The organism is Janibacter alkaliphilus (genome assembly GCF_013408565.1).
Classification (GTDB): domain Bacteria; phylum Actinomycetota; class Actinomycetes; order Actinomycetales; family Dermatophilaceae; genus Janibacter; species Janibacter alkaliphilus.
The window spans coordinates 2,065,046-2,089,967 of sequence record NZ_JACBZX010000001.1; the positions used below are offsets into that span (position 1 = coordinate 2,065,046).

Annotated in this window: 26 protein-coding genes; 19 read left to right on the forward strand and 7 right to left on the reverse strand. The window is 74.0% G+C overall.

Going from position 1 to position 24,922, the window contains the following annotated elements; all coding sequences use genetic code 11:
- Positions 1-92: 92 nt before the first annotated feature.
- From lepB to BJY28_RS10045, 7 genes are all read left to right on the forward strand, one after another.
- Entirely contained in the window at positions 93-911 is an 819-nt protein-coding gene (lepB, locus tag BJY28_RS10015; protein ID WP_343037047.1) for a signal peptidase I, read from the forward strand.
- A 4-nt stretch (positions 912-915) separates the two neighbouring features.
- Positions 916-1,728, forward strand: coding sequence for a ribonuclease HII (locus BJY28_RS10020; protein WP_343037048.1), 813 nt, complete (start codon positions 916-918; stop codon positions 1,726-1,728).
- Positions 1,725-2,039 (forward strand): DUF2469 domain-containing protein, encoded by a 315-nt coding sequence (locus BJY28_RS10025; protein WP_179462885.1) that lies wholly within the window; start codon positions 1,725-1,727, stop codon positions 2,037-2,039. The genes BJY28_RS10020 and BJY28_RS10025 overlap by 4 nt, the downstream gene beginning before the upstream one ends.
- A 163-nt stretch (positions 2,040-2,202) precedes the next feature.
- Entirely contained in the window at positions 2,203-2,568 is a 366-nt protein-coding gene (locus tag BJY28_RS10030) for a YraN family protein (protein ID WP_179462886.1), read from the forward strand.
- Positions 2,565-4,100: a YifB family Mg chelatase-like AAA ATPase gene (locus tag BJY28_RS10035; RefSeq protein WP_179462887.1), complete on the forward strand. Its 1,536-nt coding sequence runs from the start codon at positions 2,565-2,567 to the stop codon at positions 4,098-4,100. Before BJY28_RS10030 ends, BJY28_RS10035 begins: the two co-directional genes overlap by 4 nt.
- Positions 4,097-5,284: a DNA-processing protein DprA gene (locus tag BJY28_RS10040; RefSeq protein ID WP_179462888.1), complete on the forward strand. Its 1,188-nt coding sequence runs from the start codon at positions 4,097-4,099 to the stop codon at positions 5,282-5,284. The genes BJY28_RS10035 and BJY28_RS10040 overlap by 4 nt, the downstream gene beginning before the upstream one ends.
- Before the next feature lie 133 nt (positions 5,285-5,417).
- On the forward strand, positions 5,418-6,404 hold the full coding sequence (locus tag BJY28_RS10045) for a tyrosine recombinase XerC (RefSeq protein ID WP_179462889.1): 987 nt from the start codon (positions 5,418-5,420) through the stop codon (positions 6,402-6,404).
- Positions 6,405-6,433: 29 nt separating this feature from the next.
- Here the strand turns inward: BJY28_RS10045 and BJY28_RS10050 are convergent, their stop codons facing one another.
- The 3 genes from BJY28_RS10050 to BJY28_RS10060 all read right to left on the reverse strand — a co-directional run bounded on the left by BJY28_RS10050 (position 6,434) and on the right by BJY28_RS10060 (position 9,631).
- Complete coding sequence (locus BJY28_RS10050) at positions 6,434-7,030, reverse strand: murein hydrolase activator EnvC family protein (RefSeq protein ID WP_179462890.1); 597 nt, start codon at positions 7,028-7,030, stop codon at positions 6,434-6,436.
- A gap of 155 nt (positions 7,031-7,185) precedes the next feature.
- Positions 7,186-8,334 (reverse strand): aminotransferase class I/II-fold pyridoxal phosphate-dependent enzyme, encoded by a 1,149-nt coding sequence (locus BJY28_RS10055; protein WP_179462891.1) that lies wholly within the window; start codon positions 8,332-8,334, stop codon positions 7,186-7,188.
- Positions 8,335-8,347: 13 nt separating this feature from the next.
- Positions 8,348-9,631 (reverse strand): PucR family transcriptional regulator, encoded by a 1,284-nt coding sequence (locus BJY28_RS10060; RefSeq protein WP_179462892.1) that lies wholly within the window; start codon positions 9,629-9,631, stop codon positions 8,348-8,350.
- Between the two features lie 181 nt (positions 9,632-9,812).
- Here BJY28_RS10060 and BJY28_RS10065 point away from each other — a divergent pair, with 181 nt between their 5' ends.
- The 8 genes from BJY28_RS10065 (at position 9,813) to tsf (ending at position 17,220) form a co-directional block, all read left to right on the forward strand.
- A complete protein-coding gene (locus BJY28_RS10065) occupies positions 9,813-10,664 on the forward strand; it encodes an ABC transporter ATP-binding protein (RefSeq protein ID WP_343037049.1) in 852 nt (283 codons plus the stop codon).
- The gene (locus tag BJY28_RS10070; protein ID WP_179462893.1) at positions 10,657-11,361 is read left to right on the forward strand and encodes an ATP-binding cassette domain-containing protein; all 705 of its coding nucleotides are present in this window, start codon (positions 10,657-10,659) and stop codon (positions 11,359-11,361) included. The genes BJY28_RS10065 and BJY28_RS10070 overlap by 8 nt, the downstream gene beginning before the upstream one ends.
- Before the next feature lie 24 nt (positions 11,362-11,385).
- The gene (locus BJY28_RS10075) at positions 11,386-12,261 is read left to right on the forward strand and encodes an ABC transporter permease subunit (RefSeq protein ID WP_179462894.1); all 876 of its coding nucleotides are present in this window, start codon (positions 11,386-11,388) and stop codon (positions 12,259-12,261) included.
- Positions 12,261-13,289, forward strand: a complete 1,029-nt coding sequence (locus BJY28_RS10080) for a branched-chain amino acid ABC transporter permease (RefSeq protein WP_218875283.1) — start codon at positions 12,261-12,263, stop codon at positions 13,287-13,289. Before BJY28_RS10075 ends, BJY28_RS10080 begins: the two co-directional genes overlap by 1 nt.
- Positions 13,290-13,341: 52 nt before the next feature.
- Positions 13,342-14,679 carry an ABC transporter substrate-binding protein gene (locus tag BJY28_RS10085; RefSeq protein WP_179462895.1) on the forward strand — a complete coding sequence of 446 codons (1,338 nt, stop codon included), beginning with the start codon at positions 13,342-13,344 and terminating at the stop codon, positions 14,677-14,679.
- A 169-nt stretch (positions 14,680-14,848) separates the two neighbouring features.
- The gene (locus BJY28_RS10090) at positions 14,849-15,265 is read left to right on the forward strand and encodes a hypothetical protein (protein WP_179462896.1); all 417 of its coding nucleotides are present in this window, start codon (positions 14,849-14,851) and stop codon (positions 15,263-15,265) included.
- A 167-nt stretch (positions 15,266-15,432) separates the two neighbouring features.
- On the forward strand, positions 15,433-16,356 hold the full coding sequence (gene rpsB, locus BJY28_RS10095) for a 30S ribosomal protein S2 (protein WP_179462897.1): 924 nt from the start codon (positions 15,433-15,435) through the stop codon (positions 16,354-16,356).
- Between the two features lie 36 nt (positions 16,357-16,392).
- Entirely contained in the window at positions 16,393-17,220 is an 828-nt protein-coding gene (tsf, locus tag BJY28_RS10100) for a translation elongation factor Ts (RefSeq protein WP_179462898.1), read from the forward strand.
- Between the two features lie 114 nt (positions 17,221-17,334).
- Here tsf and BJY28_RS10105 read toward each other — a convergent pair whose 3' ends face one another.
- The 4 genes from BJY28_RS10105 to nadA form a co-directional block, all read right to left on the reverse strand.
- Positions 17,335-17,925 (reverse strand): antibiotic biosynthesis monooxygenase, encoded by a 591-nt coding sequence (locus BJY28_RS10105; RefSeq protein ID WP_179462899.1) that lies wholly within the window; start codon positions 17,923-17,925, stop codon positions 17,335-17,337.
- Between the two features lie 88 nt (positions 17,926-18,013).
- The gene (gene nadC, locus BJY28_RS10110; protein ID WP_179462900.1) at positions 18,014-18,871 is read right to left on the reverse strand and encodes a carboxylating nicotinate-nucleotide diphosphorylase; all 858 of its coding nucleotides are present in this window, start codon (positions 18,869-18,871) and stop codon (positions 18,014-18,016) included.
- Positions 18,868-20,421 (reverse strand): L-aspartate oxidase, encoded by a 1,554-nt coding sequence (locus BJY28_RS10115; protein WP_179462901.1) that lies wholly within the window; start codon positions 20,419-20,421, stop codon positions 18,868-18,870. The genes nadC and BJY28_RS10115 overlap by 4 nt, the downstream gene beginning before the upstream one ends.
- On the reverse strand, positions 20,418-21,416 hold the full coding sequence (gene nadA / locus BJY28_RS10120; protein ID WP_179462902.1) for a quinolinate synthase NadA: 999 nt from the start codon (positions 21,414-21,416) through the stop codon (positions 20,418-20,420). Before nadA ends, BJY28_RS10115 begins: the two co-directional genes overlap by 4 nt.
- A gap of 150 nt (positions 21,417-21,566) precedes the next feature.
- Here nadA and BJY28_RS10125 point away from each other — a divergent pair, with 150 nt between their 5' ends.
- The 4 genes from BJY28_RS10125 (at position 21,567) to BJY28_RS10140 (ending at position 24,888) form a co-directional block, all read left to right on the forward strand.
- The gene (locus BJY28_RS10125) at positions 21,567-22,499 is read left to right on the forward strand and encodes an NUDIX hydrolase (RefSeq protein ID WP_343037050.1); all 933 of its coding nucleotides are present in this window, start codon (positions 21,567-21,569) and stop codon (positions 22,497-22,499) included.
- An 89-nt stretch (positions 22,500-22,588) separates the two neighbouring features.
- On the forward strand, positions 22,589-23,341 hold the full coding sequence (gene pyrH / locus BJY28_RS10130; protein ID WP_179462903.1) for a UMP kinase: 753 nt from the start codon (positions 22,589-22,591) through the stop codon (positions 23,339-23,341).
- 100 nt (positions 23,342-23,441) lie between these two features.
- A complete protein-coding gene (frr, locus tag BJY28_RS10135) occupies positions 23,442-23,999 on the forward strand; it encodes a ribosome recycling factor (protein WP_179462904.1) in 558 nt (185 codons plus the stop codon).
- A gap of 1 nt (position 24,000) precedes the next feature.
- A complete protein-coding gene (locus BJY28_RS10140) occupies positions 24,001-24,888 on the forward strand; it encodes a phosphatidate cytidylyltransferase (protein WP_343037051.1) in 888 nt (295 codons plus the stop codon).
- Positions 24,889-24,922 lie beyond the last annotated feature (34 nt).

Sequence of the window (24,922 nt, forward strand, 5' to 3'; positions counted from 1 at the left end):
CACAGACACGCCGGTGCGCGCGCAGCGACCGGCACCAGCGATACTGGGTGCAGGCCGCTGCCGTCCCCGTGGCCCTCGACAGGAGAGAACCCGTGGCAACTGACGCCGACTCGGCCGCCGCCGAGGCCGACGACGAGTCCCGCCGTCGTCGGCGCGAGCAGCGCTCCGGCCGTGGCGCGGGCGCCCGGCTGGGCGCCGCCGTCAAGGAGATCGTCGTCGTGCTGGCGATGGCGCTGACCCTCTCCTTCGTCGTCAAGACCTTCCTCGTGCAGGCCTTCTTCATCCCCAGCGAGTCGATGGAGGACACCCTCGTCGTCGGCGACCGGGTGGTCGTCTCCAAGCTCACCCCCGGCCCCTTCGAGCTGCAGCGCGGCGACGTCGTCGTCTTCGCCGACCCCGGCGACTGGCTCTCCGAGCAGGAGCAGACCGATCGCGGCGCGGCGCTCAACGCCGTGCGCTCCACCCTCGTCTTCGTCGGCCTGCTCCCGGACACCTCCGAGGGTCACCTCATCAAGCGGGTCGTCGGCCTGCCCGGCGACCACGTCAAGTGCTGCGACTCCGAGGGGCGGCTGCTGGTCAACGGCGAGCCGATCGACGAGAGCGCCTACCTCAAGCCGGGAGAGCAGGCCAGCGCCCAGGAGTTCGACATCACCGTGCCCGCCGGGCACGTGTGGGTGATGGGTGACAACCGCGGCGACTCCTCGGACTCCCGCTTCCACGACCCCGCCGGCAACGGCCAGGACGGCTCCGTGCCGATCGACCTCGTCGTCGGCAAGGCGATGGCCACGGTGTGGCCGGTGGACCGCTGGGGCGGGCTGTCCAACCACGAAGGGGTCTTCGCCGACGTCCCGGAACCGGGCTCGAACCGTTCTCTCGGACCACCGCCGGATCCGGCGGCCACCGGGACGTGATCCGGTGAGCACCGTCGGGCGGCCCCCCGGGCGGGGGACGAAGGGCGGTCCCCGCCGACCCAGCCTGCGGCTCGAGCGCGAGCTGCAGCGGGCCGGGCACCCCGTGCTGGCCGGGATGGACGAGGTCGGGCGCGGCGCGCTGGCCGGTCCGGTGACCGTCGGGGTCGTCGTCATCGACGAGGCATCCCGGACGGCACCCGCGGGGGTGCGCGACTCCAAGCTGCTCACGCCCCGTGCCCGCGAGCAGATGGCCCCGCGGCTGCGCCGGTGGGCGCGCGGCTGGGCCGTCGGTCACGCCGGCGCCGACGAGATCGACGCGATCGGCATCATGGCGGCGCTGCGGCTGGCCGGCACCCGGGCGCTGGCCCGGCTCGACGTGCGGCCCGATTTGGTGATCCTCGACGGCAACCACGACTGGCTCACCGACCCCGAGCAGGTCGGCCTCTTCGCCGGCCTGGACGAGCGACCGGCACCGCCGCCGGTGCGCACGATGATCAAGGCGGACATGCGGTGCAGCTCGGTGGCCGCGGCCAGCGTGCTGGCGAAGGTGAGCCGGGACAGCCTCATGGTCGGCTACGCCCAGGAGCACCCGCAGTACGCCTGGGCCGAGAACAAGGGCTACTCGGCCGAGGCGCACCTGGCCGCGCTGGCCGCGCACGGCCCGTGCCGGGCGCACCGCCGCTCGTGGGCGCTGCCGGGGACCGGCACCGGCATCGACCGCGGCGCTGACCGTGGCGCCGGCCCGGAGAGCAGGAGCGGGAGCAGCGCCGTGCGGACCGAGGACCGAGCGGCCGAGACGACGCAGGAGGTGCGATGAGCGCGGAGGACCTGGAGAAGTACGAGGCCGAGATGGAGCTCGCCCTCTACCGCGAGTACCGCGACGTGGTGCACCTCTTCAGCCACGTCGTCGAGACCGAGCGCCGCTTCTACCTGGCGAACTCGGTGGACGTGCGGGTGCGTGGCGAGGGCACCGAGGTGTACTTCGAGGTGACCATGGAGGACGCCTGGGTGTGGGACATCTACCGCCCGGCCCGCTTCGCCAAGCAGGTGCGGGTGGTCACCTTCAAGGACGTCAACGTCGAGGAGCTGGCCAAGAACGACCTCGAGGTGCCCAAGACCGGCTTCTGAGGACGGCCCGGGCGCCGGCCCACCGAACGCCCACCCACCGAAAGGCCCCTGAGGCTCTCACGGTCCACAGCCCCGTCCACGTCGTGAGCCCGGTCCCCAGCCGTGGCGTCACCCTGGCGGTGCGCCGCAGAAGGGCGTTGCATCGGTGCCGGAGGTGGTGGCTGTGCAGACCACGGCAGCGGCCCGGCAACGGCTGGGCGAGGAGGGCGAGCGCTTCGCCGAGCGGTACCTGACCGATCGCGGGATGCAGCTCGTCGAGCGCAACTGGCGGTGCTCGGAGGGGGAGATCGACCTCGTCCTGACCGACGGGGACACGACCGTCGTGTGCGAGGTCAAGACCCGCACGAGCAGCGCGTTCGGGGCGCCGGTGGAGGCGATCACCCGGGCCAAGCTCGCCCGGCTGCGACGGCTGGCCGCCCGCTGGGCGCGCGAGCACGGGGCGACCGGCGGTCTGCGGATCGACGTCGTCGCGCTGCACCGGCACCCTGACGGCAGCTTCACGGTGACCCACCTCGAGGGTGTCGGATGACCCTCGGGCGCACCCGCGGGGTGGCGCTGCGCGGAGTCAGCGGGACGGTCGTGGAGGTGGAGTGCTTCATCGGGCAGGGGCTGCCCGCCTTCGAGATCGGCGGTCTGCCGGACACCGCGCTGCGCCAGGCGGCGCAGCGGGTCCGGGCAGCGGCCGCCGGGATGGGCGAGTCGCTCAACCAGCGCCCGGTGATGGTCAACCTCTCCCCGGCCGCGATCCCCAAGCAGGGCACCGCCTACGACGTGAGCATCGCCGTCGCCGCGCTCGCGGCGAACGGGGTCCTGCGCGCCGAGGCCGCGCGCGAGGTCGTGCACGTCGCCGAGCTCGGGCTGGACGGCCGTCTCCGCCACGTCGCGGGGGTGCTTCCGGCGGTGCTGGCCGCCCGCCGGGCCGGTCACCGGCACGTCGTCGTCGCCCCCGACGACGTCGCCGAGGCCCGGCTCGTCGAGGGCCTGCGGGTCTCGACCGCGACCACGCTGGAGGAGCTCGTCGGCGCCTACCGCGGCCTGCGCGGCGGCGACCGGCTGCCCGAGGCTGCCGACCAGGCGCTCGCGCCGGTCGTCCCCGGACCGGGCCGCGACCTGGCCGACGTCTCCGGCCAGACCGAGGCACGGCTGGCGCTGGAGCTGGCCGCGGCCGGCGGGCACCACCTCATGCTCACCGGGCCGCCCGGGTCGGGCAAGACGATGCTCGCCGAGCGGCTGGTGACGATCCTGCCGCGGCTCACCGCCGACGAGGCGCTGGAGTCGCTGGCGGTGCGCTCGCTCGTCGGCGAGGTGCCCGACGGCGGGCTGGACGTGGTGCCGCCCTTCGTCGCCCCGCACCACAGCGCCAGCGTGCCCGCGCTCGTGGGCGGCGGCTCCCCGCACGTGCTGCCCGGCGCGCTCTCCCGGGCGCACCGCGGGGTGCTCTTCCTCGACGAGGCGGCCGAGTTCACCCAGTCGGCGCTGCAGTCGCTGCGCCAGCCGCTGGAGTCGGGACGGGTGGTCATCGCGCGGGCCCGGCAGCAGGTGGTCTTCCCGGCGCGGGTGCAGCTCGTGCTGGCGGCCAACCCCTGCCCGTGCGGCCAGGCCTGGGGCAAGGGGCTGGGCTGCCGCTGCCGTCCGACCGAGCGGCGGGCCTACGCGGCCCGGCTGTCCGGGCCGCTGGTCGACCGGGTGGACCTGCAGGTGGACGTTCCGCCGGTGACGCTGGCCAGCCTCGGCGAAGGAGCGGGCGAGTCCAGCGCGGCGGTGGCGGCACGCGTGCGGGAGGCCCGCAGCGCGCAGGCTGCCCGCTGGCGCGAGCACGGCTGGCGGCTGAACTCCGACGTCCCCGGCCAGGTACTGCGCCGCGCCCCGTGGCGGCTGCCGGCCGAGGCGACCGCAGCGGTGGACCGGGCGCTGGACATCGGCGACCTCACGGTGCGCGGCTACGACCGGGTGCTGCGGGTGGCCTGGACCTGTGCCGACCTGCGTGGCCGCGAGCGTCCGGACCGCAGCGACGTCGGGCGCGCGCTGCTGCACCGCACCCGGGGCCGGGCCGCCGCATGAGCCGCGCCGCGCCGCAGGAGGGGCCGAGCCGCGTGCACGTCGCGCGGGCGCTGGCGATGGTCGGTGGTGACGACCGGCGCGCCCGGGTGGCCTGGTCTCGGCTGGTCGAGCCCGGCGGGGAGCGGGCGGGTGTGCGGCTGACGGCGGTGCAGCGGGCCCTGGCCGAGGGGGCTCCGGCACCGCTGTGGGAGGCCTTCGTCACCGGGACGCTGCGGGTCTCGCCCGGCCTGCGCCAGCGGGTGCCGGAGGTGGACGTCGACGCCGAGCTGGCCCGGCTGGCCCGCATCGGTGCGCGCACGCTCGTGCCCGGGGACGAGGACTGGCCGGACCGGCTCACCGGGCCGTACGCGCCGCTGCTGCTGCACGTCCGCGGCACCGGGTCGCTCGCCGAGCTGGCCGAGCGGTCCGTGAGCATCGTCGGGTCGCGCGGCAGCACCGGGTACGGCGAGTCCGTGGCTCGTGAGCTGGGGGCCGGCGCCGCCGGACGTGGCTGGACGGTGGTCTCCGGCGGCGCCTACGGCATCGACGGCGCGGCCCACGAGGGCGCCCTCGCGGTCGGCGGGCCGTGCGTGCTGGTGCTGCCCTGCGGCCCGGACCGGGTCTACCCGACCGGGCACCGGCGGCTCGTCGCCGAGGTCGAGCGCACCGGGCTCGTGGTCACCGAGCTGGCGACCGGGACGGTGGGCCGGCGGCACCGCTTCCTCAGCCGCAACCGGATCATCGCCGGCACGGCGGCCGCGACCTGCGTGGTCGAGGCGGGGCTGCGCTCGGGCTCGCTGAACACCGCGGCCTGGGCCGTCGAGGGCTTCGCCCGGCCGGTGGCCGCCGTCCCCGGTCCGGTGACGTCGATGGCCAGCGCCGGGTGCCACGAGTGGATCCGCGCGGGCAAGGCGGTGCTGGTCACCGACGCCGCGGAGCTCGTCGAGCTGGCGTCACCGCTGGGCCACCTCGTCGACGGGGTCGACCCGGTCCGGGTCGGCGCACGCCCGGTCGACGACCTCGGGGAGGTGGAGCGTCGGGTGCACGACGCCCTGCGGGTGCGCACGGTGCGCACCGTGGACCGGGTCGCCCGCGAGGCGATGCTCGGCACCGACGAGGTGCTCGACCACCTCGCGGTGCTGGAGATCGACGGCTGGGCCACCCGCGACGACGGGGGGTGGCGGCGGGGGAGCGGACCCGGGTGACCGGCGCGTGGGTGCGGCTGTGCCTGCCTCGGCCCGTGCGGGCGGGCCGCGCCTGCCTCGGCCCGTGCGCGCACACCCGGCCGACTCGGCGCGTGCCCGCGGCGCTCCGGGCTCGACGTGCCAGAGTGACGGCATGGCCGACGACGCGGGGTCCCGAGCGCGCGCGAGGGAGGGCGCGCCTGCCTCGCATGCCGCACCGGACGCGGTGCCCGGCTGGGCCGCTGCCGACGTCGACGCCTTCGCCCGGTACCTGCTCACCGAGCGGGACCGCTCCGAGCACACCGTGCGCGCCTACACCGGCGACGTGCAGCGCTGCCTCGCCTGGTGCGCCGAGCACTCCGGCGCCGGTGCGCTGACCGACGTGGTCCTGGCCGACCTGCGGGCCTGGCTCGGGGCGATGGCCGCCGACGAGGTCGCCCGCGCCACCCTGGCCCGCCGGGCCGCGTCGCTGCGCACCTTCTTCGCCTGGGCCCACGAGACCGGGCGGGTCCCGGTCGACCCGGCGCTGCGGCTGGCCACGCCCAAGCGGCGCCGCACCCTGCCCGACGTGCTCACCCAGGAGGGGGCCACCGCGGTGCTCGACGTCGCCGCCGTGGCGGCCGACGACGCCGACCCGGTGCACCTGCGCAACCGTGCCGTGCTCGAGCTGCTCTACGCGACGGGCATCCGGGTCGGCGAGCTGACCGGCCTCGACGTCGACGACGTCGACCTCTCCCGCGGGGTCGTCCGGGTCCTTGGCAAGGGCCGCAAGGAGCGGACCGTCCCCTTCGGCGCGCCGGCCCGCGAGGCGCTGGAGGTCTGGCTGCGGACCGGGCGGCCGGCCCTGGTGGGCGAGCGGTCCGGTCCGGCGCTCTTCCTCGGTCGCCGCGGCGGCCGGGTGGACCCGCGGCAGGTGCGCGAGGTCACCCACGAGCTCCTGGCCCACGTCCCGGACGCCCCGGACCTCGGCCCGCACGGGCTGCGGCACAGCGCCGCGACCCACCTGCTCGAGGGCGGCGCCGACCTGCGGATGGTCCAGGAGATCCTCGGGCACACCTCGCTGGCGACCACCCAGATCTACACCCACGTCTCGGCCGACCGGCTGCGCCGCAGCTACGAGCAGGCGCACCCGCGCGCCTGAGCCGGGCCACCCGCGATCCCCGGCGCCGCTCAGGGCACCGGCAGCAGCACCACCCGGCCCGCCCCGAAGAACGGGAGCGGGTCGAGGTAGTCCCGGCCCCGCAGCGCCCCGACGTGCAGGCAGGTGCGCGGCGCGCAGTGCCCCGCCTCGTCACCCATCCGCCCGACCACCTGGCCGCGGCGCACCCGCTCGCCGACCCGCAGCGTGGAGTCCACCGGCTCGTAGGTGCTGCGGATCCCGTCGTCGTGGGTGATGCTCAGCGTCGGGCGACCGGCCACCCGACCGCGGTGGGTGACCCGCCCGTCGGCGACGGCGCGGACCTCGGCGCCGGTCCGGGTGCCCAGGTCCAGGCCCCGGTGGCCCGGACCCCAGCGCGTCTCGGGCGCGTCGAAGGGCGCCACCAGCGGGGGCGGCGACCCGCCACCCACCGGCCACCGCCAGCGCGGACGGCCCGTGCCTGGCGCCCCGGTGGCCGATGCAGGTCCGTCGCCGACGCCCGCGCGAGCCGCCTGATCTGCCCCCGAACCCGGCGACCCGGACGGCCGGCTCGGCGGCGGACGGTCCACGAGGGCGGCGCCGCCGGTGGCGGCCAGGGTCAGGGCAGCGACGAGAGCGACGGCATCCATGACCCGAGGGTCGTCGCGTCCGGCAGCTCGCGGCGGGTGACGGGCGCACCTGGGGACAGGACGCCCCACCGAGCCGCCCCCTGTGGAGAGCGCCGGGCACGCGTCAGGACCCGCTCGACCGGCAGCGCCCCGGGCGAGGGGGGCGCGCCGCGAGGTCAGCCGGCCAGTCGGCGGCACCCCTCGCGGATCGACTCCTCGCTCTTGCAGAAGGCGAAGCGGGCCAGCGTTGCGACGGCCTCCGGCGCGTCGCAGAAGGCGGAGACCGGCACCGCCGCCACCCCGCGCTCCTGCGGCAGTCGCAGGCACCACTCGTGGGCGTCGGCGACCCCGAGCGGGGCGGCGTCGGCGACGACGAAGTAGCTGCCCTCCGGCGTGCGCGGCACCAGCCCGGCCCCGGTGAGCCCGTCCAGCAGCAGCCCTCGCCGGTGGCGCAGCGAGTCCATCATCGGCGCGACCAGCTCGTCGACCCGGTCCAGCGCCTCGGCCAGCGCGGGCTGGAAGGGCGCCCCGCCGGTGAAGGTCAGCCACTGCGCGACGTGCGCCACCGCCTCGACGAGCTCGTCCGGGCCGGTGGCCCAGCCCACCTTCCACCCGGTGACCGAGAAGGTCTTGCCGGCCGAGGAGATCGTGATGGTGCGCTCCCACATGCCGGGCAGCGCGGCGACCGGGGTGTGCTCGTGACCGTCGAAGGTCATGTGCTCGTAGACCTCGTCGCTGACCACGACGACGTCGTGGGCGATGGCCACCTCGGCGATGGCCGCCAGCTCGGCGCGCGAGTACACCTTGCCCATCGGGTTGTTCGGGGTGTTGAGCAGCAGCAGCCGGGTGCGCGGTCCGACGCTCGCGCGCAGCGCCTCGACGTCCAGCGCCAGGTCTGGCTGGCGCAGCGGCACGGTCCGCCGCACCCCGCCGGCGAGGTCGACCAGCGCCGGGTAGGCGTCGTAGTAGGGCTCGATGACGACGACCTCGTCCCCGGGCTCGACGAGGGCGAGCACGCTGGCCGCCAGCGCGCCGGTGGCCCCGGCCGTGACCATGACGTGCCGGTCGGGGTCGAGCTCGAGGCCGTAACGGCCCTGGTGCTGGGCGATCGCCCGCCGCAGCTCGGGGATGCCGCGGGCCGGCGGGTACTGGTTGTGCCCCTGCGCGATCGCCCGGCGGGCCGCCTCGGCGACCGCCTCCGGCGCCGGGTCGTCCGGGAAGCCCTGGCCGAGGTTGAGCGCGCCGTGCTCGATCGCCAGGCGGGCCATCGTCACGAAGATCGACTCGCCGTGGGCCTGCATCCGGGGCACGAGGGAGCTGGTCATGCCCCCGAGACTGTCACGTCGCCGGCCGCAGCGCGGCGGTCGGCCCGCCCAGGGCCGGGTCCTCGCGCAGCGCGATCGCCGCCAGCGAGAGCAGCAGCCGGTCGCGCGGGTCGTCCAGGGAGCGCCCGGTGAGCTCCTCGATCCGCTTGACCCGGTAGATCACCGTGTTGCGGTGGCAGACCAGGTCCTCGGCCGCGTGGGTGGCCGAGCCGCCGTGCCGCACCGCGGCGACGAGGGTCTCCAGGAGCACGTCGCGGGTCACCCCGGAGACGTGCAGCAGCGGCCGGACCGTCTCCTCGACCAGCAGCGAGGTCAGGCCCGGGTTGGCCGCGAGCATCGCCTCCGGCAGCCGCTCGACGATGTCGGCGACGGCGTCGCTCCCGCGCGGTATCGAGCCGGCCGCGGCCAGCGCGTTCTGGTGCGCGGTGAGGAAGCCGGCCAGGCCGTCCCGGCTGATCGCCGTGCCCACCCGGCCGCGCACGGTGCGGGCCATCACCTGGCGCACCCGGGTCGCGTCGTCGCCGCGCACCGGGGCGATCCCGAGCACGTGGCTGCCGTGCATCCGCCAGTAGGAGATCAGCCCGGCGTCCTGCAGCCGCTCGCGCACGCTGGTGTCGGTGGGCATCGACTCGTCCGGCAGCCAGGCCAGGCACATCACGTCGGCGTCCTGGGTCAGCCCGAGCAGCCCGGCCGCCTCGGTGGCGAAGTCGGGCTCGGAGCCGCGGCCGCGCAGCAGCCCGTCGACGACCTCGGCGATCCGGGCCGGGTCGTGCCGCTCGCGGGTCAGCTCCTCGCGGCGGTAGCTCTCCCGCAGCACCTGGTTCTGCACGTCCAGACCGGCCCAGAGCAGGTGCCCGGCGTGCAGCAGCACCGTCGCCGGGATCTCCCGCTGCTGGCCGACCTCGAGCAGCGCCTCCCACAGCGCCCGGGTGCCCATGCTGTAGGCGGAGAGCACGACGCTCATCGGCACGCCCTGCTGGGCCCGGCGCCGCCCGGTCTCGCGCCACAGGTCGATCGAGCGGGTCCCCGAGTCCGGCATGCCGGCCAGCCGCTCGATGCCGCTGCGGATGTGAGCCCGGGTGCTGGCCCGCAGCTCGGCGGCCCGCTCGGGGTGCTCGGCGTACCAGCGCTCCTCGACGTCCAGCAGCTGGACGGAGATGTCGTCGGCGATCCGGTCGGACCGGGGGAGCAGCGCGGCGTAGGCGTCCGCCAGCTGGTGCTGCTGCTCGGGCGAGAGCGGCCCGCCGATCCCGGTGGGCAGCGTCGGCTCGCGCGTCGTCGTCGCTCGCTCCGTCATGACCCCAGCATGCCAGCCTCTCCTGAATCTGAGTTCAATAACAAGTGTCACAGCATACGAGGGTGTTTGTGCGCCGCGCACATGGCGTTCCACCCGACGAGACGTCAATCTCTACTCACCTCCACGAGGACGTGGAGGCGCCTCACGACGACGTGAGGTCCCGAGGGAGGAAGGACGCCGCGTGCCTGGTTCCACCACGTCGCAGCCCGTGCTCGCGATGAACGAGGTGGTCGTCCGCTTCGGCGGTGTCGTCGCCCTCGACGGGGTGAGCCTGCAGGTGCACCCGCGCGAGGTGCTCGGCGTGATCGGCCCGAACGGCGCCGGCAAGACCACCCTCTTCAACGTCGCCTGCGGCTTCGTCCGCCCCACCGAGGGCCGGCTGCTCTTCGACGGCGAGGACGTCACCGGCTGGCAGCCGCACCACCTCGTCGACCACGGCGTCGCCCGCTCGCTGCAGGGGCTGGGCCTCTTCGGCCGGCTCAGCGTCCTGGACAACGTCCTCGTCGGTGCCGACCGGCACGCCCGCACCAGCTTCCTCGGCTCCCTCTTCGCCGCCCCCACCGCCACCAAGGACGAGCGGGCGCTGCGCGACCGGGCGATGGCCGTGCTGCAGCGCCTGGGCATCGAGGACCACGCCGGCGACATCGTCGGCAGCCTGCCCTACCCCCTGCGCAAGCGGGTCTCGCTGGCCCGCGCTCTGGTCGCCGAGCCCCGGCTGATGCTGCTCGACGAGCCCGCCTCGGGCCTGTCCGAGAGCGAGATGAGCGAGCTCGGCGACATCATCGTCGACCTCGCGCAGGACGTCTCGGTGATGCTCGTCGAGCACCACATGGACCTGGTGATGCGGGTCTGCCAGCGCCTGACCGTCCTCGACTTCGGCCGGGTGATCGCCACCGGCTCCCCGGACGACGTGCGGGACGACCCGGCCGTGCTCGAGGCCTACCTCGGCGGTGTCGTCGAGGACGACGCGTCGGACGAGCCCACCCCGGGAACCACCGGAGAGACCACCCGGAAGGGGAGCAGCCGTGCTTGAGCTCGACGGCGTGACCAGCCGCTACGGCCCGGTGACCGCGCTGCAGGACGTCGACCTGATCGCCGAGCAGGGCCGGATCACCGCCGTGCTCGGCGCCAACGGGGCCGGCAAGACCACCCTGCTGCGGACCATCTCCGGCCTGCACCGACCCGACTCGGGGCGGATCCGCTTCGACGGGCAGGACATCACCAAGCGGTCCGCCGACGCGATGACCCGGGGCGGGCTGGCGCACGTGCCCGAGGGACGCGGGGTGATCACCGAGCTGACCGTGGAGGAGAACCTCCGTCTCGGCGCGCTCGGCCGCTCCACCCACCGGGACGCGGTGCGCATGGACGAGGTCGTCGACCTCTTCCCGATCCTCGGCGACCGTTCCAACGCCCTGGCGCACACCCTCTCCGGCGGCGAGCGGCAGATGCTCGTCATCGCCCGGTCGCTGCTGGCCACGCCGAAGATGCTGCTGCTCGACGAGCCGAGCCTCGGCCTGGCCCCGCGGATCGTCGCGCAGATCTTCGCCATCGTGCGCCGGCTGGTGGAGGAGCAGGGGCTGAGCGTGCTGCTCGTCGAGCAGAACGCCCGCAGCGCCCTGTCCATCGCCGACGTCGGCATCGTCCTCGGCCTGGGCAAGGTCGTCGCCCAGGACGACGCCCAGGTGCTGGCCGCCGACGAGAACCTCCGGCACGCCTACCTCGGCTACTGACCCGGCGACCTACTAGGAGACGACGTGCAGCTCATCAACACCGTCCTCGGCGGGTTGTCGCAGGGGATGATCTTCGCCGCCTTCGCGCTGGCGCTGGTCCTCATCTGGCAGTCCACCCGGATCGTCAACTTCGCCCAGGCGCCGATGGCGATGGTCACCACCTTCATCGCCCTGACGCTCATCCAGAACGGCTTCAGCTACTGGGTCGGCTTCGCCGTGGCGCTGCTGTCCGGCTTCGTCCTGGGGGCGCTGACCGAGCGGCTGATCATCCGCTACGTGGACCACGACAACCACATCAACCCGGTGATCCTCACCCTCGGGTTCTTCATCGTGCTGCACGCCGTGGCCGCGATCGTCTTCGGCAGCGACTTCCGCTCCTTCCCGGCGCCCTTCGGCCTCTCCGGCTTCCAGATCGGCGACACCACTCTGGCGATCACGCCCAACCGGGTCTTCACGATCGTCGTGGTCATCATCGTCATGGCGCTGCTGCGGCTGCTCTTCCTCAAGACCGACCTCGGGCTGACCATGCGCGCCGCCGCCTTCAACCAGGAGGTCGCCCGCATCCTCGGAGTCCGGGTCAACCGGGTGCTCACCCTCGGCTGGGCCCTGGCCGCGGTGGTCGGCTCGCTGGCCGGCCTGCTCATCGCCGGCGGCGGCCTGGTGCACCCCTCGTACATGGACGGGGTGGTCGTCTACGGCTTCGTCGCCGCGGTGCTCGGCGGGCTGGACAGCCCGACCGGCGCGGTGGTCGGCGGGCTGCTCGTGGGCGTCACTCTCGCCCTGGTCAGCGGCTACCTCGGCTCCGGGCTGGTCCCGCTGGCCGCGCTGATCGTGCTCGTCATCGTGCTGCTGGTCCGACCGGGCGGCCTCTTCTCCACCTCGACGGAACGGACGGTCTGATGTCTCGCCTGCTCGGCAACCCGATGCTGCGCCGCGTGCTCGTGGCCCTGGTGCTGCTGGTCGCGTCGGTCTTCGTCATCGACCTGCTCTCCGGCTACCGGCAGGGCCAGGTCGCCAACATCGCCTACCTGGCCATCGCCGCCGGCGGGCTGAGCGTGCTCACCGGGATCAACGGTCAGCTCTCCCTCGGCCACGGCGCCTTCATGGCGATCGGCGCCTACACCACCGCGCTGCTGCTGGAGCGCGGCGAGGTCCCGGTCATCGTGCTGCTGCTCGCCTCGATCGTCGTCGCCATGCTCGTCGGCGCCGTCGTCGGCGTCGCCGCCGCCCGGCTGCACGGCCCCTACGTCGCCGGTGCCACGCTGGCGCTCGCCGTGGCGGTGCCCGCGCTGGCGGTGCACTTCCGCGAGGAGCTCGGCGGCGAGCCCGGTCTGCGGGTCTCCACCCCGGACGTGCCGGTGGCCGTCGACGACGCGCTCTTCTTCCTCACCGGCACCGAGACCGAGACCGCCCAGTGGATGGCCACGATCTCGGTGGCCTGCCTCATCGTCACCTTCCTGCTGCTGCGCAACCTCAGCCAGTCCCGGGTGGGACGGCGGTGGCGGGCGGTGCGGGACGACCCGGTGGCCGCCCAGCTGGCCGGGATCAACCTCGGCCCGAACCGGGTGGTGTGCTTCATCGTGAGCACCGCCTGCGCCGGCCTGGCCGGCTCGCTGATGGCCATGGTCACCCGGATCGCGGCGCCCAGCGGCTTCACCCTGACCCTGTCGCTCACCCTGCTCATGGCGGTCGTGCTCGGCGGCCTGGGCACGCTCACCGGCGCGCTCATCGGTGCCGCGCTGCTGACCGTGCTGCCGGTGTGGGTGACCAACCTCGGCTCCTCGGCCGGCCTGTCCGACCTGCAGTCCGCCGAGCTGGCCCCGCTCGTCCTCGGTCTGACCACGATGGCGGTGGTGCTGCTCGCACCCGCCGGGCTGGTCGGCTCGCTGGCCCGCTACCTGCCCCGACCCCGCCGCTCACGCTCGTGACCGGCGCCCCTTCGACCCTGTCCGCCACCACCCATCCCTGGAGGAAGAACCCATGAGACACATCCGACTGCGGGCGGCGGTCGCCGCGAGCACCGCAGCTCTCGTGCTGGCCGGTTGCGGTGCCGGCGGCCGCGACGACTCCGAGGGTGGTGGCGGCGAGGGCGACACCACCGGCGTCACCGACTCGACGATCAAGATCGGCACCCACCAGCCGCTCACCGGCGTGGCCGCCCCCGGCTACTCCGAGATCAACACCGGGGTCAAGGCCTACCTCGACTACGTCAACGAGGCCGGCGGCATCCACGGGCGCGAGATCGAGTACACCGTCAAGGACGACGCCTACAACCCCACCAACACCTCGAAGGTGGTCGACGAGCTGGTCCTGCAGGACGAGGTCTTCGCCATCGTCGGTGGTCTGGGCACCCCGACGCACAGCGCCGTCGTGGAGTACCTCAACAACGAGGAGGTGCCCGACCTCTTCGTCTCCTCCGGCGCCCAGCTCTGGGGCAACGACCCCGAGGCCCGCCCGATGACGTTCGGCTGGCAGCCGGACTACGAGATCGAGGGCAAGATCATGGGGCAGTACATCGCCGAGAACATGCCCGACGCCAAGGTGGGGCTCTTCCTCCAGGGCGACGAGCTCGGCGAGGACGGCGAGGCCGGTCTGCGCCGGTACATCGACGACCAGATCGTCCAGACGGTCGAGTACGCCTCCGGCAACACCGACATCGGTCCGCAGATGCAGAAGCTGAAGTCCTCCGGCGCCGACCTCGTCATCGGCTTCAACACCCCCAGCTACACGGCGCTGAGCCAGCTGGCGGCGATGCAGCTGAACTACGAGCCGGACTGGATGTACACCAACGTCGGCTCCGACCCCGAGCTCGTCGGCAGCCTGCTGGCCGAGTTCTCCGAGGGCTCGGTGGACGACGACGCCAGCGCGCTGGACGACGTCATGACCACCGAGTACATCCCCAGCACCAAGGACACCGAGGACCCCTGGGTGCAGCTGTGGGAAAAGGTCTGGGAGGAGCAGGGCGGTGAGGGCGAGCTGACCAACTACCGGATCTACGGCATGTCCTACGCCTACTCCTTCGTCTCCGCGCTGCAGGCGGCCGGCGAGGACCTGACCCGCGAGCGGATCGTCGAGGTCATCGAGCAGGACGGCGCGAACTGGGACGGTCCGCAGCTGGCCCCGTACCGCTACAGCGAGGACAACCACCTGGGCATCACCGGGATGCGGGTCTCCGAGCTGCAGAGCGGCAAGGGCGAGCCGCTGACCGAGGTGCTGGTCACCGACATCGGTGACGGCGACATCACCGAGGAGGACTCCGACGAGTCCGAGGACTCCCCGCCGGAGGACGGCGTCCCGGACGTCGAGGTGCTCGAGTAACCGAGCCCGCGCCACCTCTCACGAAGGGGGTGCCCCTCCCGGTCGCACCGGGAGGGGCACCCCCTTCGTCGTGCCGTCTCTTCGGGCCACTGCGTCGTGCCGCTGGGTATCCTCGGGGGCGCCGCGGGGCAGCCGTCCGCGGACCGCAGCAGCGCAGGAGGATGAGCGGATGGCCTCGATGACAGGTGCTGGGGGCGGGGCCTGGAGCCGGGCCTGGGGCCGGCCCCAGCCGGTGCTGCGTCGGGCCGCCGTGGTGGCCGTCGCCGCGACGCTGCTCGTCGTCGCGGTGCTCGGCGGGATGGTGGTCGGGCAGGAGGTGACGGAGCCGGTCGACGTGATGGACCTCCGGCCGCTCTTCTACGGGCTGCTGCTGGGGTGGGTGGTCGGCGCGACCCTGGCCGCGGTCGTCGTCGTGAGAGCCGGCCTGGGGGCGTTCACCGCCGTCGGCCTGCTGCTCTCGGGCCTCGTCGTCGGGTGGACCGTCCTCGTCAGCGGCGACAGCACCGCCGTGCTCGTGGCCCTGCTCGCGGCTGCGGCGCTGGTGGCGCTCGGGCACGGATTCGCCGGGAGGTCCCCGGCTGCGTAGACTGGGGTCACGACCAGTCTCGGCTGGTCGAATTCGCGCGTCTTCTCGCCGGGTGACGAGAGATCTCTGAACCCGGGGCGCACCACGGCAGTCCCGAGCGATCGGGCGGGGTGCGTGCAGGCGCCAGGACACAACTGACAACCCACCACGCACAGGAGGACCACGGCATGGCCGTCGTCACCATGCGCCAGCTCCTCGAGAGCGGCGTCCACTTCGGGCACCAGACCCGTCGCTGGAACCCCAAGATGAAGCGCTTCATCATGACCGAGCGCAACGGCATCTACATCATCGACCTGCAGCAGTCGCTGACCTACATCAACGACGCCTACGACTTCGTCAAGCAGACGGTCGCGCACGGCGGGACGATCCTCTTCGTCGGCACGAAGAAGCAGGCCCAGACCCCGATCGCCGAGCAGGCGCTGCGGGTCGGGATGCCCTACGTCAACCACCGCTGGCTCGGCGGCATGCTGACCAACTTCCAGACGATCTCCAAGCGGCTGACCCGCCTCAAGGAGCTCGAGGAGATCGACTTCGACACCGTCGCCGGCTCCGGCTACACCAAGAAGGAGCTGCTGCTCCTCCAGCGCGAGAAGGACAAGCTGGAGAAGACCCTCGGCGGCATCCGGAACATGACCAAGGTGCCCTCGGCGGTGTGGATCGTCGACACCAAGAAGGAGCACCTCGCGGTCGACGAGGCCCGCAAGCTCGGCCTGCCGGTCATCGCCATCCTCGACACCAACTGCGACCCGGACGAGGTCGACTACAAGGTGCCGGGCAACGACGACGCGATCCGCTCGGTCACCCTGCTGACCCGGGTCGTCGCCGACGCCGTCGCCGAGGGCCTGATCACCCGTGGCGGTGGCGACACCGCCGGCGAGGCCCAGGGCACCGAGGCCGAGCCGATGGCCGAGTGGGAGCGCGAGCTGCTCGCCGGCGAGCAGGCCGCCGAGACCACCGAGGCTGCCGCGGAGACCACCGAGGCTCCGGCTGCCGAGGCCGCCGAGGCCCCCGCCGCCCCGGCTGCCGAGACCGCCGAGGCGCCCGCCGCCGAGGCCCCGGCCGAGCAGCCCGCCCAGGCCGAGCAGGCCTGAGCCCCACCCACGTCACGAAGGAGACGAAGCACATCCATGGCGAACTACACCGCCGCTGACATCAAGGCGCTCCGCGAGGCGACCGGCGCCGGCATGATGGACGTCAAGAAGGCGCTCGAGGAGGCCGAGGGCGACTCCGCCAAGGCCACCGAGATCCTCCGGGTCAAGGGCCAGAAGGGCGTCACCAAGCGCGAGGGCCGGACCACCTCCAACGGTCTGGTCGCCGCGAAGGCCGAGGGGGGCGTCGGCACCCTCGTCGAGGTCCTCTGCGAGACCGACTTCGTCGCCAAGGGCGAGAAGTTCGGCGAGCTCGCCGGCACCGTGCTGGCCGCGGCCGTCGACAGCAAGGCCGGCGACGCCGACACCCTGCTGGCCGCGACCGTCGACGGGCAGAGCATCCAGGCGATCCTCGACGACGCCAACGCCACCATCGGCGAGAAGATCGAGGTCAAGCGGGTCGCCCGCGTCGAGGCGCCGACCGTCGTCGCCTACCTGCACAAGACCAGCCCCGACCTGCCCGCGCAGGTCGGCGTGATCGTCGGCGCCGAGGGCGGCGACGAGCAGGTCGCCCGCGACGTGGCCATGCACGTGGCCGCGCTCGCCCCGAGCGTGCTCACCCGCGACGAGGTCGACGCGGCCACGGTGGAGAACGAGCGCCGCATCGCCGAGGACACCGCCAAGGAGGAGGGCAAGCCCGAGCAGGCCCTCCCGAAGATCGTCGAGGGCCGGGTCAACGGCTACTACAAGGAGAACGTCCTGCTCGACCAGGCGTTCGCCAAGGAGCCCAAGAAGACCGTGCAGAAGGTGCTCGACGAGGCCGGGGCCAGCGTCACCGGCTTCGCCCGCTTCCGCGTCGGCTCCTGAGCCGCCGCAGCAGCACCCACGAACGGGGGCCGGTCACCGCGATGGTGACCGGCCCCCGTTCGTGCGCCTGTGCTCGTGCGTCCGGGTTCGCGGGTCCGGGTTCGTGCGCCTGCGCTAGCGCCGCGGGCGCCCGGTGGTCCAGGGCAGGTAGAGCCGGGTGACGAAGGGGAGGAAGACGTAGGTCATCCACGGGATCGCCACCGCGCAGGTGAGCAGCACCCGGCCCACCACCGGCCAGCCGTCGGTCACCGGCGCCAGCAGGTAGGCCAGCGCGAGGCTGGTGGGGAAGAAGGCGGTGAAGATGACCACCATCTGCTTCCACCGCGGCGGTGCCGGCGGCGGCCGCTGACCCAGGTCCTCGGCGCGGCGCTCCTCCGGCTCGTCGAACCAGCCCTCGATCCCGGTGCGGTGCTCCACCCGGGTCGCCTGCACCAGACCCTGGCCCGAGGCCAGCCAGCGCTGCCGCTCCCGGGACTGCTCCCACGCCTCCAGGTGCGCCGGCGAGGCGAACCGGTAGAGCATGTGCCAGTCCAGCGAGCCGGCCGCCGGCCGCACCCACCCCGAGCCGAGGAAGCCGTCGAACCGCCGAGCCATCGTCGAGCCGGCATCGGCCCAGGCCTGCATGAGGATCTCGTCCTCGGGACGGACCTGCCGGGTGATGGCGACGGTGACCGGACGGGCCGGGGCGGGGGTGCTGGCGCTCACGTCGCCCCACGATAGGCGCCCCCGCGCCGACCCTCGTCGATCCGGTCGTCGTGCCCTGGCGTCCGGGACCCCCGTCACCGGTCGAGCATCACCGCTCCGGCACGCTGTCCAGGCCGACGTCGAGCACCGGGGCGCTGTGCGTGATCCAGCCGACGGAGATCAGGTCCACCCCGCTCGCGGCCAGCGCGCCGGCCGTCTCGGCGGTCACCCGTCCGGAGGCCTCGGTCACCATCCGCCGGTCCACCATGCGCACCGCCTCGGCGAGAGTCCCCGGGTCCATGTTGTCCAGCAGCACCGCGTCCACCGGGTCGGCCAGCAGCTCGGCGAGCTGGTCGAGGGTGTCCACCTCGACCTCGACGCTCACCAGGTGCCCCACCCGCGCGCGCACCCGCCGCACCGCCTCGGTGACCGACCCGGCCACCGCCAGGTGGTTGTCCTTGACCAGCACGGCGTCGTCGAGACCGAAGCGGTGGTTGACCCCGCCGCCGGCCCGCACCGCGTGCTTCTCCAGGGCGCGCAGCCCGGGCGTGGTCTTGCGGGTGCAGCACACCGACGTGCCGGTGCCCGCCACGGCCTCGACGAGCGCCGCGGTGGCGGTGGCGACGCCGCTGAGGTGGCCGAGCAGGTTGAGCGCCACCCGCTCCCCGGTCAGCAGCGCCCGGGCCGGGCCGGACACGGTGGCGATCACCTCACCGGCGCCGATCCGCCCGCCGTCGGCCCGGGCGAGGTCGACGCGCGCCGCCGGATCGAGGGCCGCGAAGGTCGGGGCCAGCAGGTCGCTCCCGGCGACGACGCCCGGCTCCCGGGCGGTGACGGCGACGGTGGCCCGCTGGTCGGCCGGCACGACCGCGTCGGTCGTCAGGTCGCCGGCCCGGCCGAGATCCTCGGCCAGGGCGGCCCTGATCACCGGGCCGGTGATGACGTCGGGCAGCGGATCGAGACTCATGCGCTCCTCCTGGCGGTCATGGGCGGCGCGACGGTGGTCGTCGCCGGGGCCGACACCGCGGCCCGGTCGATGAACGTGTGCCGGGCGAGCGCGTCCGTGCCGGGGCGGTCCCGGCGCAGGTGCCCGCCCCGGGACTCCTCGCGCGCACAGGCGCTGCGGGCGACGAGCAGCGCGACCAGGCTGGGGTCGTCCAGCCCGTCCAGGCCGACGCGGTCCAGCCGGCGCTGCAGGGTGCCGGTGGCGAGGGCGAGCCCGGGGCCGTCCCGGACCACACCGAGATGCCGGTCCATGAGGGTGCGCAGCCAGCGCGGTGCCCGCGCCGGGAGCGGGCGCGCCGGTCCGGGCGTGACGCCGCGACCCGGTGCGACCCACCGTGCCGCGTGCTCGTCGTCCTCGGCCAGGTCCGCCGCGACCAGGCCGCCGCAGACGACCGCCTCGAGCAGCGAGCTGCTGGCCAGCCGGTTGGCGCCGTGCAGCCCGGTCGAGGCGACCTCGCCGACGGCCCACAGCCCGGGCACGGTGGTGCGGCCGCGGTCGTCGACGAGGACACCGCCGCAGTGGTAGTGCGCCGCCGGGCGCACCGGGACCGGCTCCCGGTCCGGGTCGAGCCCCGCCCGGCGGCAGGCGGCCACCAGCGCCGGGAAGCCCGCGGCGACACCGCCGGTGGCGTCCAGCAGCACCCGGCCGCCCCGGCGCAGCTCGGCGTCCACGGCGCGAGCGACGACGTCCCGCGGCGCCAGGTCGCCGTCGCCGGAGAGCAGCCGCTCGCCGGAGCCGGTGACGAGCACCGCACCGGCCCCGCGCACCGCCTCGCTGACCAGCGGCGCCGGGTCCACGCCGACGTCCAGCGCCGTCGGGTGGAGCTGGACCATCTCCAGGTCGCGCAGGGCCGCGCCGGCCCGGGCCGCCAGCGCGAGGCCGGAGCCGGTCGCGGTCAGCGGGTTGGTGGTGCAGCCCCACAGACCGCCGCTGCCGCCGGTGGCCAGCACGACGCGAGCGGACCGCAGCAGCTCGGTGCCGCGCGGGCCGCGGGTCAGCACCCCGCGGACCGCGCCGTCGGGGGAGAGGTCCAGCTCGACCACCCGGGTGTCCTCGTGCACGGTGATCGACGGGGTGCGGGCGACGGCATCGAGCACGGCCCGCAGGATCTCGGCGCCGCTGCCGTCACCGGCGGCGTGCACCACCCGGCGGCGACGGTGGCCCCCTTCGAGACCGAGGTCGAACCGTCCCTCGTCGCCGTCGAAGCGGGCCCCGAGGGCCTGCAGCCACCGGACCGCCTCCGGCGCCGCGGCGGTGACCGAGCGCACCACCGCGGGGTCGCACAGCCCGGCGCCGGCCGCGATGGTGTCCTGCGCATGCAGCGCGGGGGAGTCGTCCGCGCCGAGCGCGGCGGCCAGCCCGCCCTGGGCCCAGGCGCTCGCCGCGCCCAGCCCGAGCCGGGTCGGGGAGAGCACCACGCACGGCTGCGGGGCGAGCCGCAGCGCGACGCTCAGCCCGGCCAGCCCGGCGCCGACGACGATGACCGGCGGCTCCTCCGCTGATGCCGTCACAGGGCGAGCATCCGCTCGACCGCGCGACGGGCCCTCTCGGCCACGTCGTCGGGCACGGTCACCTCGTGGGTGCCGGTCTCCAGGGCTCGACGGATCGTGCCGAGGGTGCTGCGGCGCATGTGCGGGCAGATGTTGCAGGGACGCACGAAGTCGATGTCCGGGTGCTGCGCGGAGACGTTGTCGCTCATCGAGCACTCGGTGATCAGGGCCACCTGCGGCGGGCGCCGCACCTGCACGAGGTCGAGCATCTGGGCGGTCGAGCCCGAGCCGTGCGCCTCGGCGACGACCTCGGGGGAGCACTCCGGGTGCGCCAGCACCAGCGCCTCCGGGTGCTCGGCACGCAGCTGGCGCACGTCACCGGGGGTGAAGCGCTCGTGCACCTCGCAGCGGCCCGGCCAGGTGATCACCTCGACACCGGTCTGCGCGGCGACGTTACGGGCGAGGAACTCGTCCGGGATCATGATCACCCGGTCGGTGCCGAGCGACTCGATGACCGCCACCGCGTTGCCCGAGGTGCAGCAGATGTCGCTCTCCGCCTTCACCTCGGCCGAGGTGTTGACGTAGGTCACCACCGGGACGCCCGGGTGCTGCGCCCGCAGCCCGCGCACGTCGGCCGCGGTGATCGACTCGGCCAGCGAGCAGCCGGCGCGCAGGTCCGGCACGAGCACCCGCTTGGCCGGGTTGAGCAGCTTGGCGGTCTCGGCCATGAAGTGCACCCCGGCCAGCACGATCACCTCGGCGTCGACGTGCTGGGCCTCGCGGGCCAGCGCCAGCGAGTCGCCGACGATGTCGGAGACGCAGTGGAAGATCTCCGGGGTCTGGTAGTTGTGCGCCAGCACCACGGCGTCCTTCTGCTGCTTGAGCGCGAGGATCGCCTCGACGTCCTCGGCGAAGGCGGCCCACTCGACCGCCGGAACCACGTGGCGCACCCGCTCGTAGAGATCGGCGGTGCGGGCGACCGCGTCGTCGGTGGGGGAGGTGGGAAGGGTGCTCATGATCGCTCCTGGTCGACGACGGCGACTTATGCTTGTCGTGAGTATTAGTGGGTGAGAGTCTATATGCTTAACGTGAGCACAACGCAACCCGCGCCGACCGGCAGGAGTGTCGGGCCCGTCGGTGCCGGGGCAGCCGGGCAGGATGGCGCCGTGGACGACCCGGCCCCGACCCCGATGAGCGCGCAGGCGAGCGAGCAGGTGAGCACCGAGCTCGTCGCCGTGCTCACCGCGGTCGTCGGCGACACCCCGGTGGTGCTGACCACCGGCACCGGGAGCCAGCTGCCGTCCGGCCCGCTGCGCTCGGACCACCGGTCGATGCAGGCCGGGCTGCGGGCCTGGGTGGAGCAGCAGACCGGCCACCGCCTCGGCTACGTCGAGCAGCTCTACACCTTCGCCGACCAGGGCCGTGAGGCCCGCCCGACCCGGACGATCTCGGTCTCCTACCTCGGGCTCACCCGCACCGAGGGCGGGCCCGCCTGGCAGGACTGGTACGCCTGCTTCCCCTGGGAGGACCAGCGGACCGTCCGGGACGGCAACACCCCCGGGCGGCAGGTGCTGCAGCAGGATGTGCTGCCCCGGGTGCAGGCCTGGGTCGCCGCGGCCGACGGGGAGCAGCGCCGGCAGCGCGCCCGCCGGGCGGCGGTCTGCTTCGCCCTGGACGGGCTGCCCTGGGCGCCCGAGCTCGCGCTGCAGCGCTACGAGCTGCTCTACGAGATCGGCGCGCTGCCCGAGTCCGGGGCGAGCGACGTCGTCCCCGGCGTGGCGATGACCGGCGACCACCGCCGCATCCTGGCCACCGGGCTCTCCCGGCTGCGGGCGAAGATCCAGTACCGACCGGTGGTCTTCGAGCTGGTCCCGGACCCCTTCACCCTGGGCCGGCTGCAGGCGGTCGTCGAGGCGCTGGCCGGCCAGCCGGTGCACAAGCAGAACTTCCGGCGCCTGGTCACCGGCCAGGACCTCGTCGAGGAGACCGGCGAGACCTCCACCGAGACCGGCGGCCGCCCGGCCCGGCTCTACCGCTTCCGCCGCTCGGTCCTCGACGAGCGCCAGGTCGCCGGCACCAAGCTGCCCAGCGCCCGCTGAGCCCGCTGCCGCTGCCGTCGCCGTCGCTGAACCGGGAGGCGTGTGGCAGGATCGAGCGACCGCCAGGCACGTCCCAGGGAGGATCCCGCATGACCACGACCGCGCCCGCGGACCGGTACGACCCCGACGCCCCCGGCGGCTACCGCCGGGTCCTGCTCAAGCTCTCCGGCGAGGTCTTCGGCGGCGGCAAGGTCGGGGTGGCCCCCGAGGTGGTCAAGGAGGTCGCCGGCCAGATCGCCGACGCCGCCCGGCAGGGCGTGCAGGTGGCCATCGTCATCGGCGGCGGCAACTTCTTCCGCGGCGCCCAGCTGCAGGAGCAGGGCATGGACCGCACCCGCGCCGACTACATGGGCATGCTCGGCACGGTGATGAACTGCCTGGCGCTGCAGGACTTCCTGGAGAAGGCGGGCATCGACACCCGGGTGCAGACCGCGATCACCATGGGTCAGGTCGCCGAGCCGTACATCCCGCGGCGGGCGATCCGCCACCTCGAGAAGGGCCGCGTGGTGATCTTCGGCGCCGGCGCCGGGATGCCCTTCTTCTCCACCGACACGGTCAGCGCCCAGCGCGCCCTGGAGATCAAGTGCGACGCCGTGCTGATGTCCAAGAACGGCGTGGACGGGGTCTACGACTCCGACCCGCGGACCAACCCGGCCGCCCGCAAGCTCGACCAGGTCAGCTACGAGGAGGCGCTGCGCAACGGCCTCAAGGTCGTCGACGCCGCCGCCTTCAGCCTGTGCGCCGAGAACAACCTGCGGATGGTCGTCTTCAGCATGGAGGGCCAGGGCAACATCACCCGGGCCCTGCTCGGCGAGCCCATCGGCACCCTGGTGCACGCCTGAGTGAGAGACTGACGCCGGGCACCAGACCACCCGACCCCGTCGGGACCGCGCCGCCGCCGGCGGCCGCGGCCGGCGCCACCGAGACGACGAAGGAACCGTGATGATCGAGGACGCTCTGCTCGAGGCCGAGGAGAAGATGGAGAAGGCCGTCGACGTGGCCAAGGACAACTTCGCCGGGATCCGCACCGGCCGGGTCAACCCGGGCCTCTTCAGCGGGGTGCTCGTCGACTACTACGGCGCCCCCACCCCGCTGCAGCAGCTGGCCTCCTTCCAGACCCCGGAGGCCCGCACGCTGCTCATCACCCCCTTCGACAAGGGCTCGATGCAGGCCATCGAGGCCGCGCTGCGCGACTCCGACCTCGGCGCCAACCCGAGCAACGACGGCACGGTCATCCGGATCACCATGCCGGAGCTGACCGAGGAGCGCCGCAAGGAGTACATCAAGCTCGCGCACAGCCAGGGCGAGGACGCCAAGATCGCCATCCGGCACGTGCGCCGCTCCGGCAAGGACACCATCGACAAGCTCGTCAAGGACGGCGACGTCGGCGAGGACGACGGCACCCGCGGCGAGAAGGAGCTCGACGCCCTCACCAAGAAGTACACCGACACCGTGGACGCGCTGCTCAAGCGCAAGGAAGCCGAGCTCTCCGAGGTCTGAGGTGAGCGACGGGCAGGACGCGACGGTGACCCGGACGGGCGCCCGGCACCGCCAGGGCGCCCCGCGCTCGGGCTCGACCAGCCGGGCGGGCCGCAACCTGCCCGCGGCGATCGCCACCGGGGTCACCCTGGGGGCCGCGGTCGCGCTGTCCGTCTTCACCGACCGGCGCTTCTTCGTCGGCGTCATCTGCGTCGCGCTCGTGCTGGCCGTCTGGGAGATGCGCCAGGCCTTCGCCGAGCAGGCGCTGCGGGTGCCGCTGGTGCCGGTCGCCATCGGCGCCGTGTGCATGACCGTCGGGGCCTACGCCTCCGGACCCGAGGCGCTGGTGCTGGCGACCACGCTCACCTGCGTCGCCGTGCTCGTCTGGCGGGTGGCCGACGGCGCGGCCGGCTCGGGCCGGGACGTCGGCGCCGGGGTGCTGGTCACCCTCTACCCCTGCTTCCTCGGCGGCTTCGCCGCGCTCATGGCGGCCGAGCCGCAGGGGCAGTGGCGGATCCTCGTCTTCATCCTGCTCGTCGTCCTCTCCGACATCGGCGGCTACGCCGTCGGGGTCCTCGTCGGCCGGCACCCGATGGCCCCCGCGCTGTCGCCGAAGAAGTCCTGGGAGGGCATGGCCGGGTCCGTGCTGACCAGCGCCCTGGGCGGGGCGATCCTCATCCCGCTGCTCTTCGACGGCGGGCAGTGGTGGCAGGGCGCGCTGCTCGGCGCGGTGGTCGCCCCGGTGGCCACCATCGGCGACCTCGTCGAGTCGAGCATCAAGCGTCACCTCGGGGTCAAGGACATGTCGAACATCCTCCCCGGGCACGGCGGGATCATGGACCGCCTCGACTCGCTCGCCCTGGCCGCCCCCTTCGTCTGGGCAGTGCTGCGGGCCGTCGCCCCCGTCTAGGCTGGTCCGCACGGCCCGCCCGACGACGAGAGGA

Excerpts from the sequence above, each read along its gene's own strand:
- BJY28_RS10090 (WP_179462896.1), top strand. The coding sequence starts at position 14,849 with ATGGCCTCGATGACAGGTGCTGGGGGCGGGGCCTGGAGCCGGGCCTGG.
- BJY28_RS10080 (WP_218875283.1), top strand. The coding sequence starts at position 12,261 with ATGTCTCGCCTGCTCGGCAACCCGATGCTGCGCCGCGTGCTCGTGGCC.
- tsf (WP_179462898.1), top strand. The coding sequence starts at position 16,393 with ATGGCGAACTACACCGCCGCTGACATCAAGGCGCTCCGCGAGGCGACC.
- BJY28_RS10060 (WP_179462892.1), bottom strand. The coding sequence starts at position 9,631 with ATGACGGAGCGAGCGACGACGACGCGCGAGCCGACGCTGCCCACCGGG.
- nadA (WP_179462902.1), bottom strand. The coding sequence starts at position 21,416 with ATGAGCACCCTTCCCACCTCCCCCACCGACGACGCGGTCGCCCGCACC.
- BJY28_RS10035 (WP_179462887.1), top strand. The coding sequence starts at position 2,565 with ATGACCCTCGGGCGCACCCGCGGGGTGGCGCTGCGCGGAGTCAGCGGG.
- pyrH (WP_179462903.1), top strand. The coding sequence starts at position 22,589 with ATGACCACGACCGCGCCCGCGGACCGGTACGACCCCGACGCCCCCGGC.
- BJY28_RS10085 (WP_179462895.1), top strand. The coding sequence starts at position 13,342 with ATGAGACACATCCGACTGCGGGCGGCGGTCGCCGCGAGCACCGCAGCT.
- BJY28_RS10050 (WP_179462890.1), bottom strand. The coding sequence starts at position 7,030 with ATGGATGCCGTCGCTCTCGTCGCTGCCCTGACCCTGGCCGCCACCGGC.
- BJY28_RS10055 (WP_179462891.1), bottom strand. The coding sequence starts at position 8,334 with ATGACCAGCTCCCTCGTGCCCCGGATGCAGGCCCACGGCGAGTCGATC.
- frr (WP_179462904.1), top strand. The coding sequence starts at position 23,442 with ATGATCGAGGACGCTCTGCTCGAGGCCGAGGAGAAGATGGAGAAGGCC.
- BJY28_RS10045 (WP_179462889.1), top strand. The coding sequence starts at position 5,418 with ATGGCCGACGACGCGGGGTCCCGAGCGCGCGCGAGGGAGGGCGCGCCT.
- nadC (WP_179462900.1), bottom strand. The coding sequence starts at position 18,871 with ATGAGTCTCGATCCGCTGCCCGACGTCATCACCGGCCCGGTGATCAGG.
- BJY28_RS10025 (WP_179462885.1), top strand. The coding sequence starts at position 1,725 with ATGAGCGCGGAGGACCTGGAGAAGTACGAGGCCGAGATGGAGCTCGCC.
- BJY28_RS10040 (WP_179462888.1), top strand. The coding sequence starts at position 4,097 with ATGAGCCGCGCCGCGCCGCAGGAGGGGCCGAGCCGCGTGCACGTCGCG.
- rpsB (WP_179462897.1), top strand. The coding sequence starts at position 15,433 with ATGGCCGTCGTCACCATGCGCCAGCTCCTCGAGAGCGGCGTCCACTTC.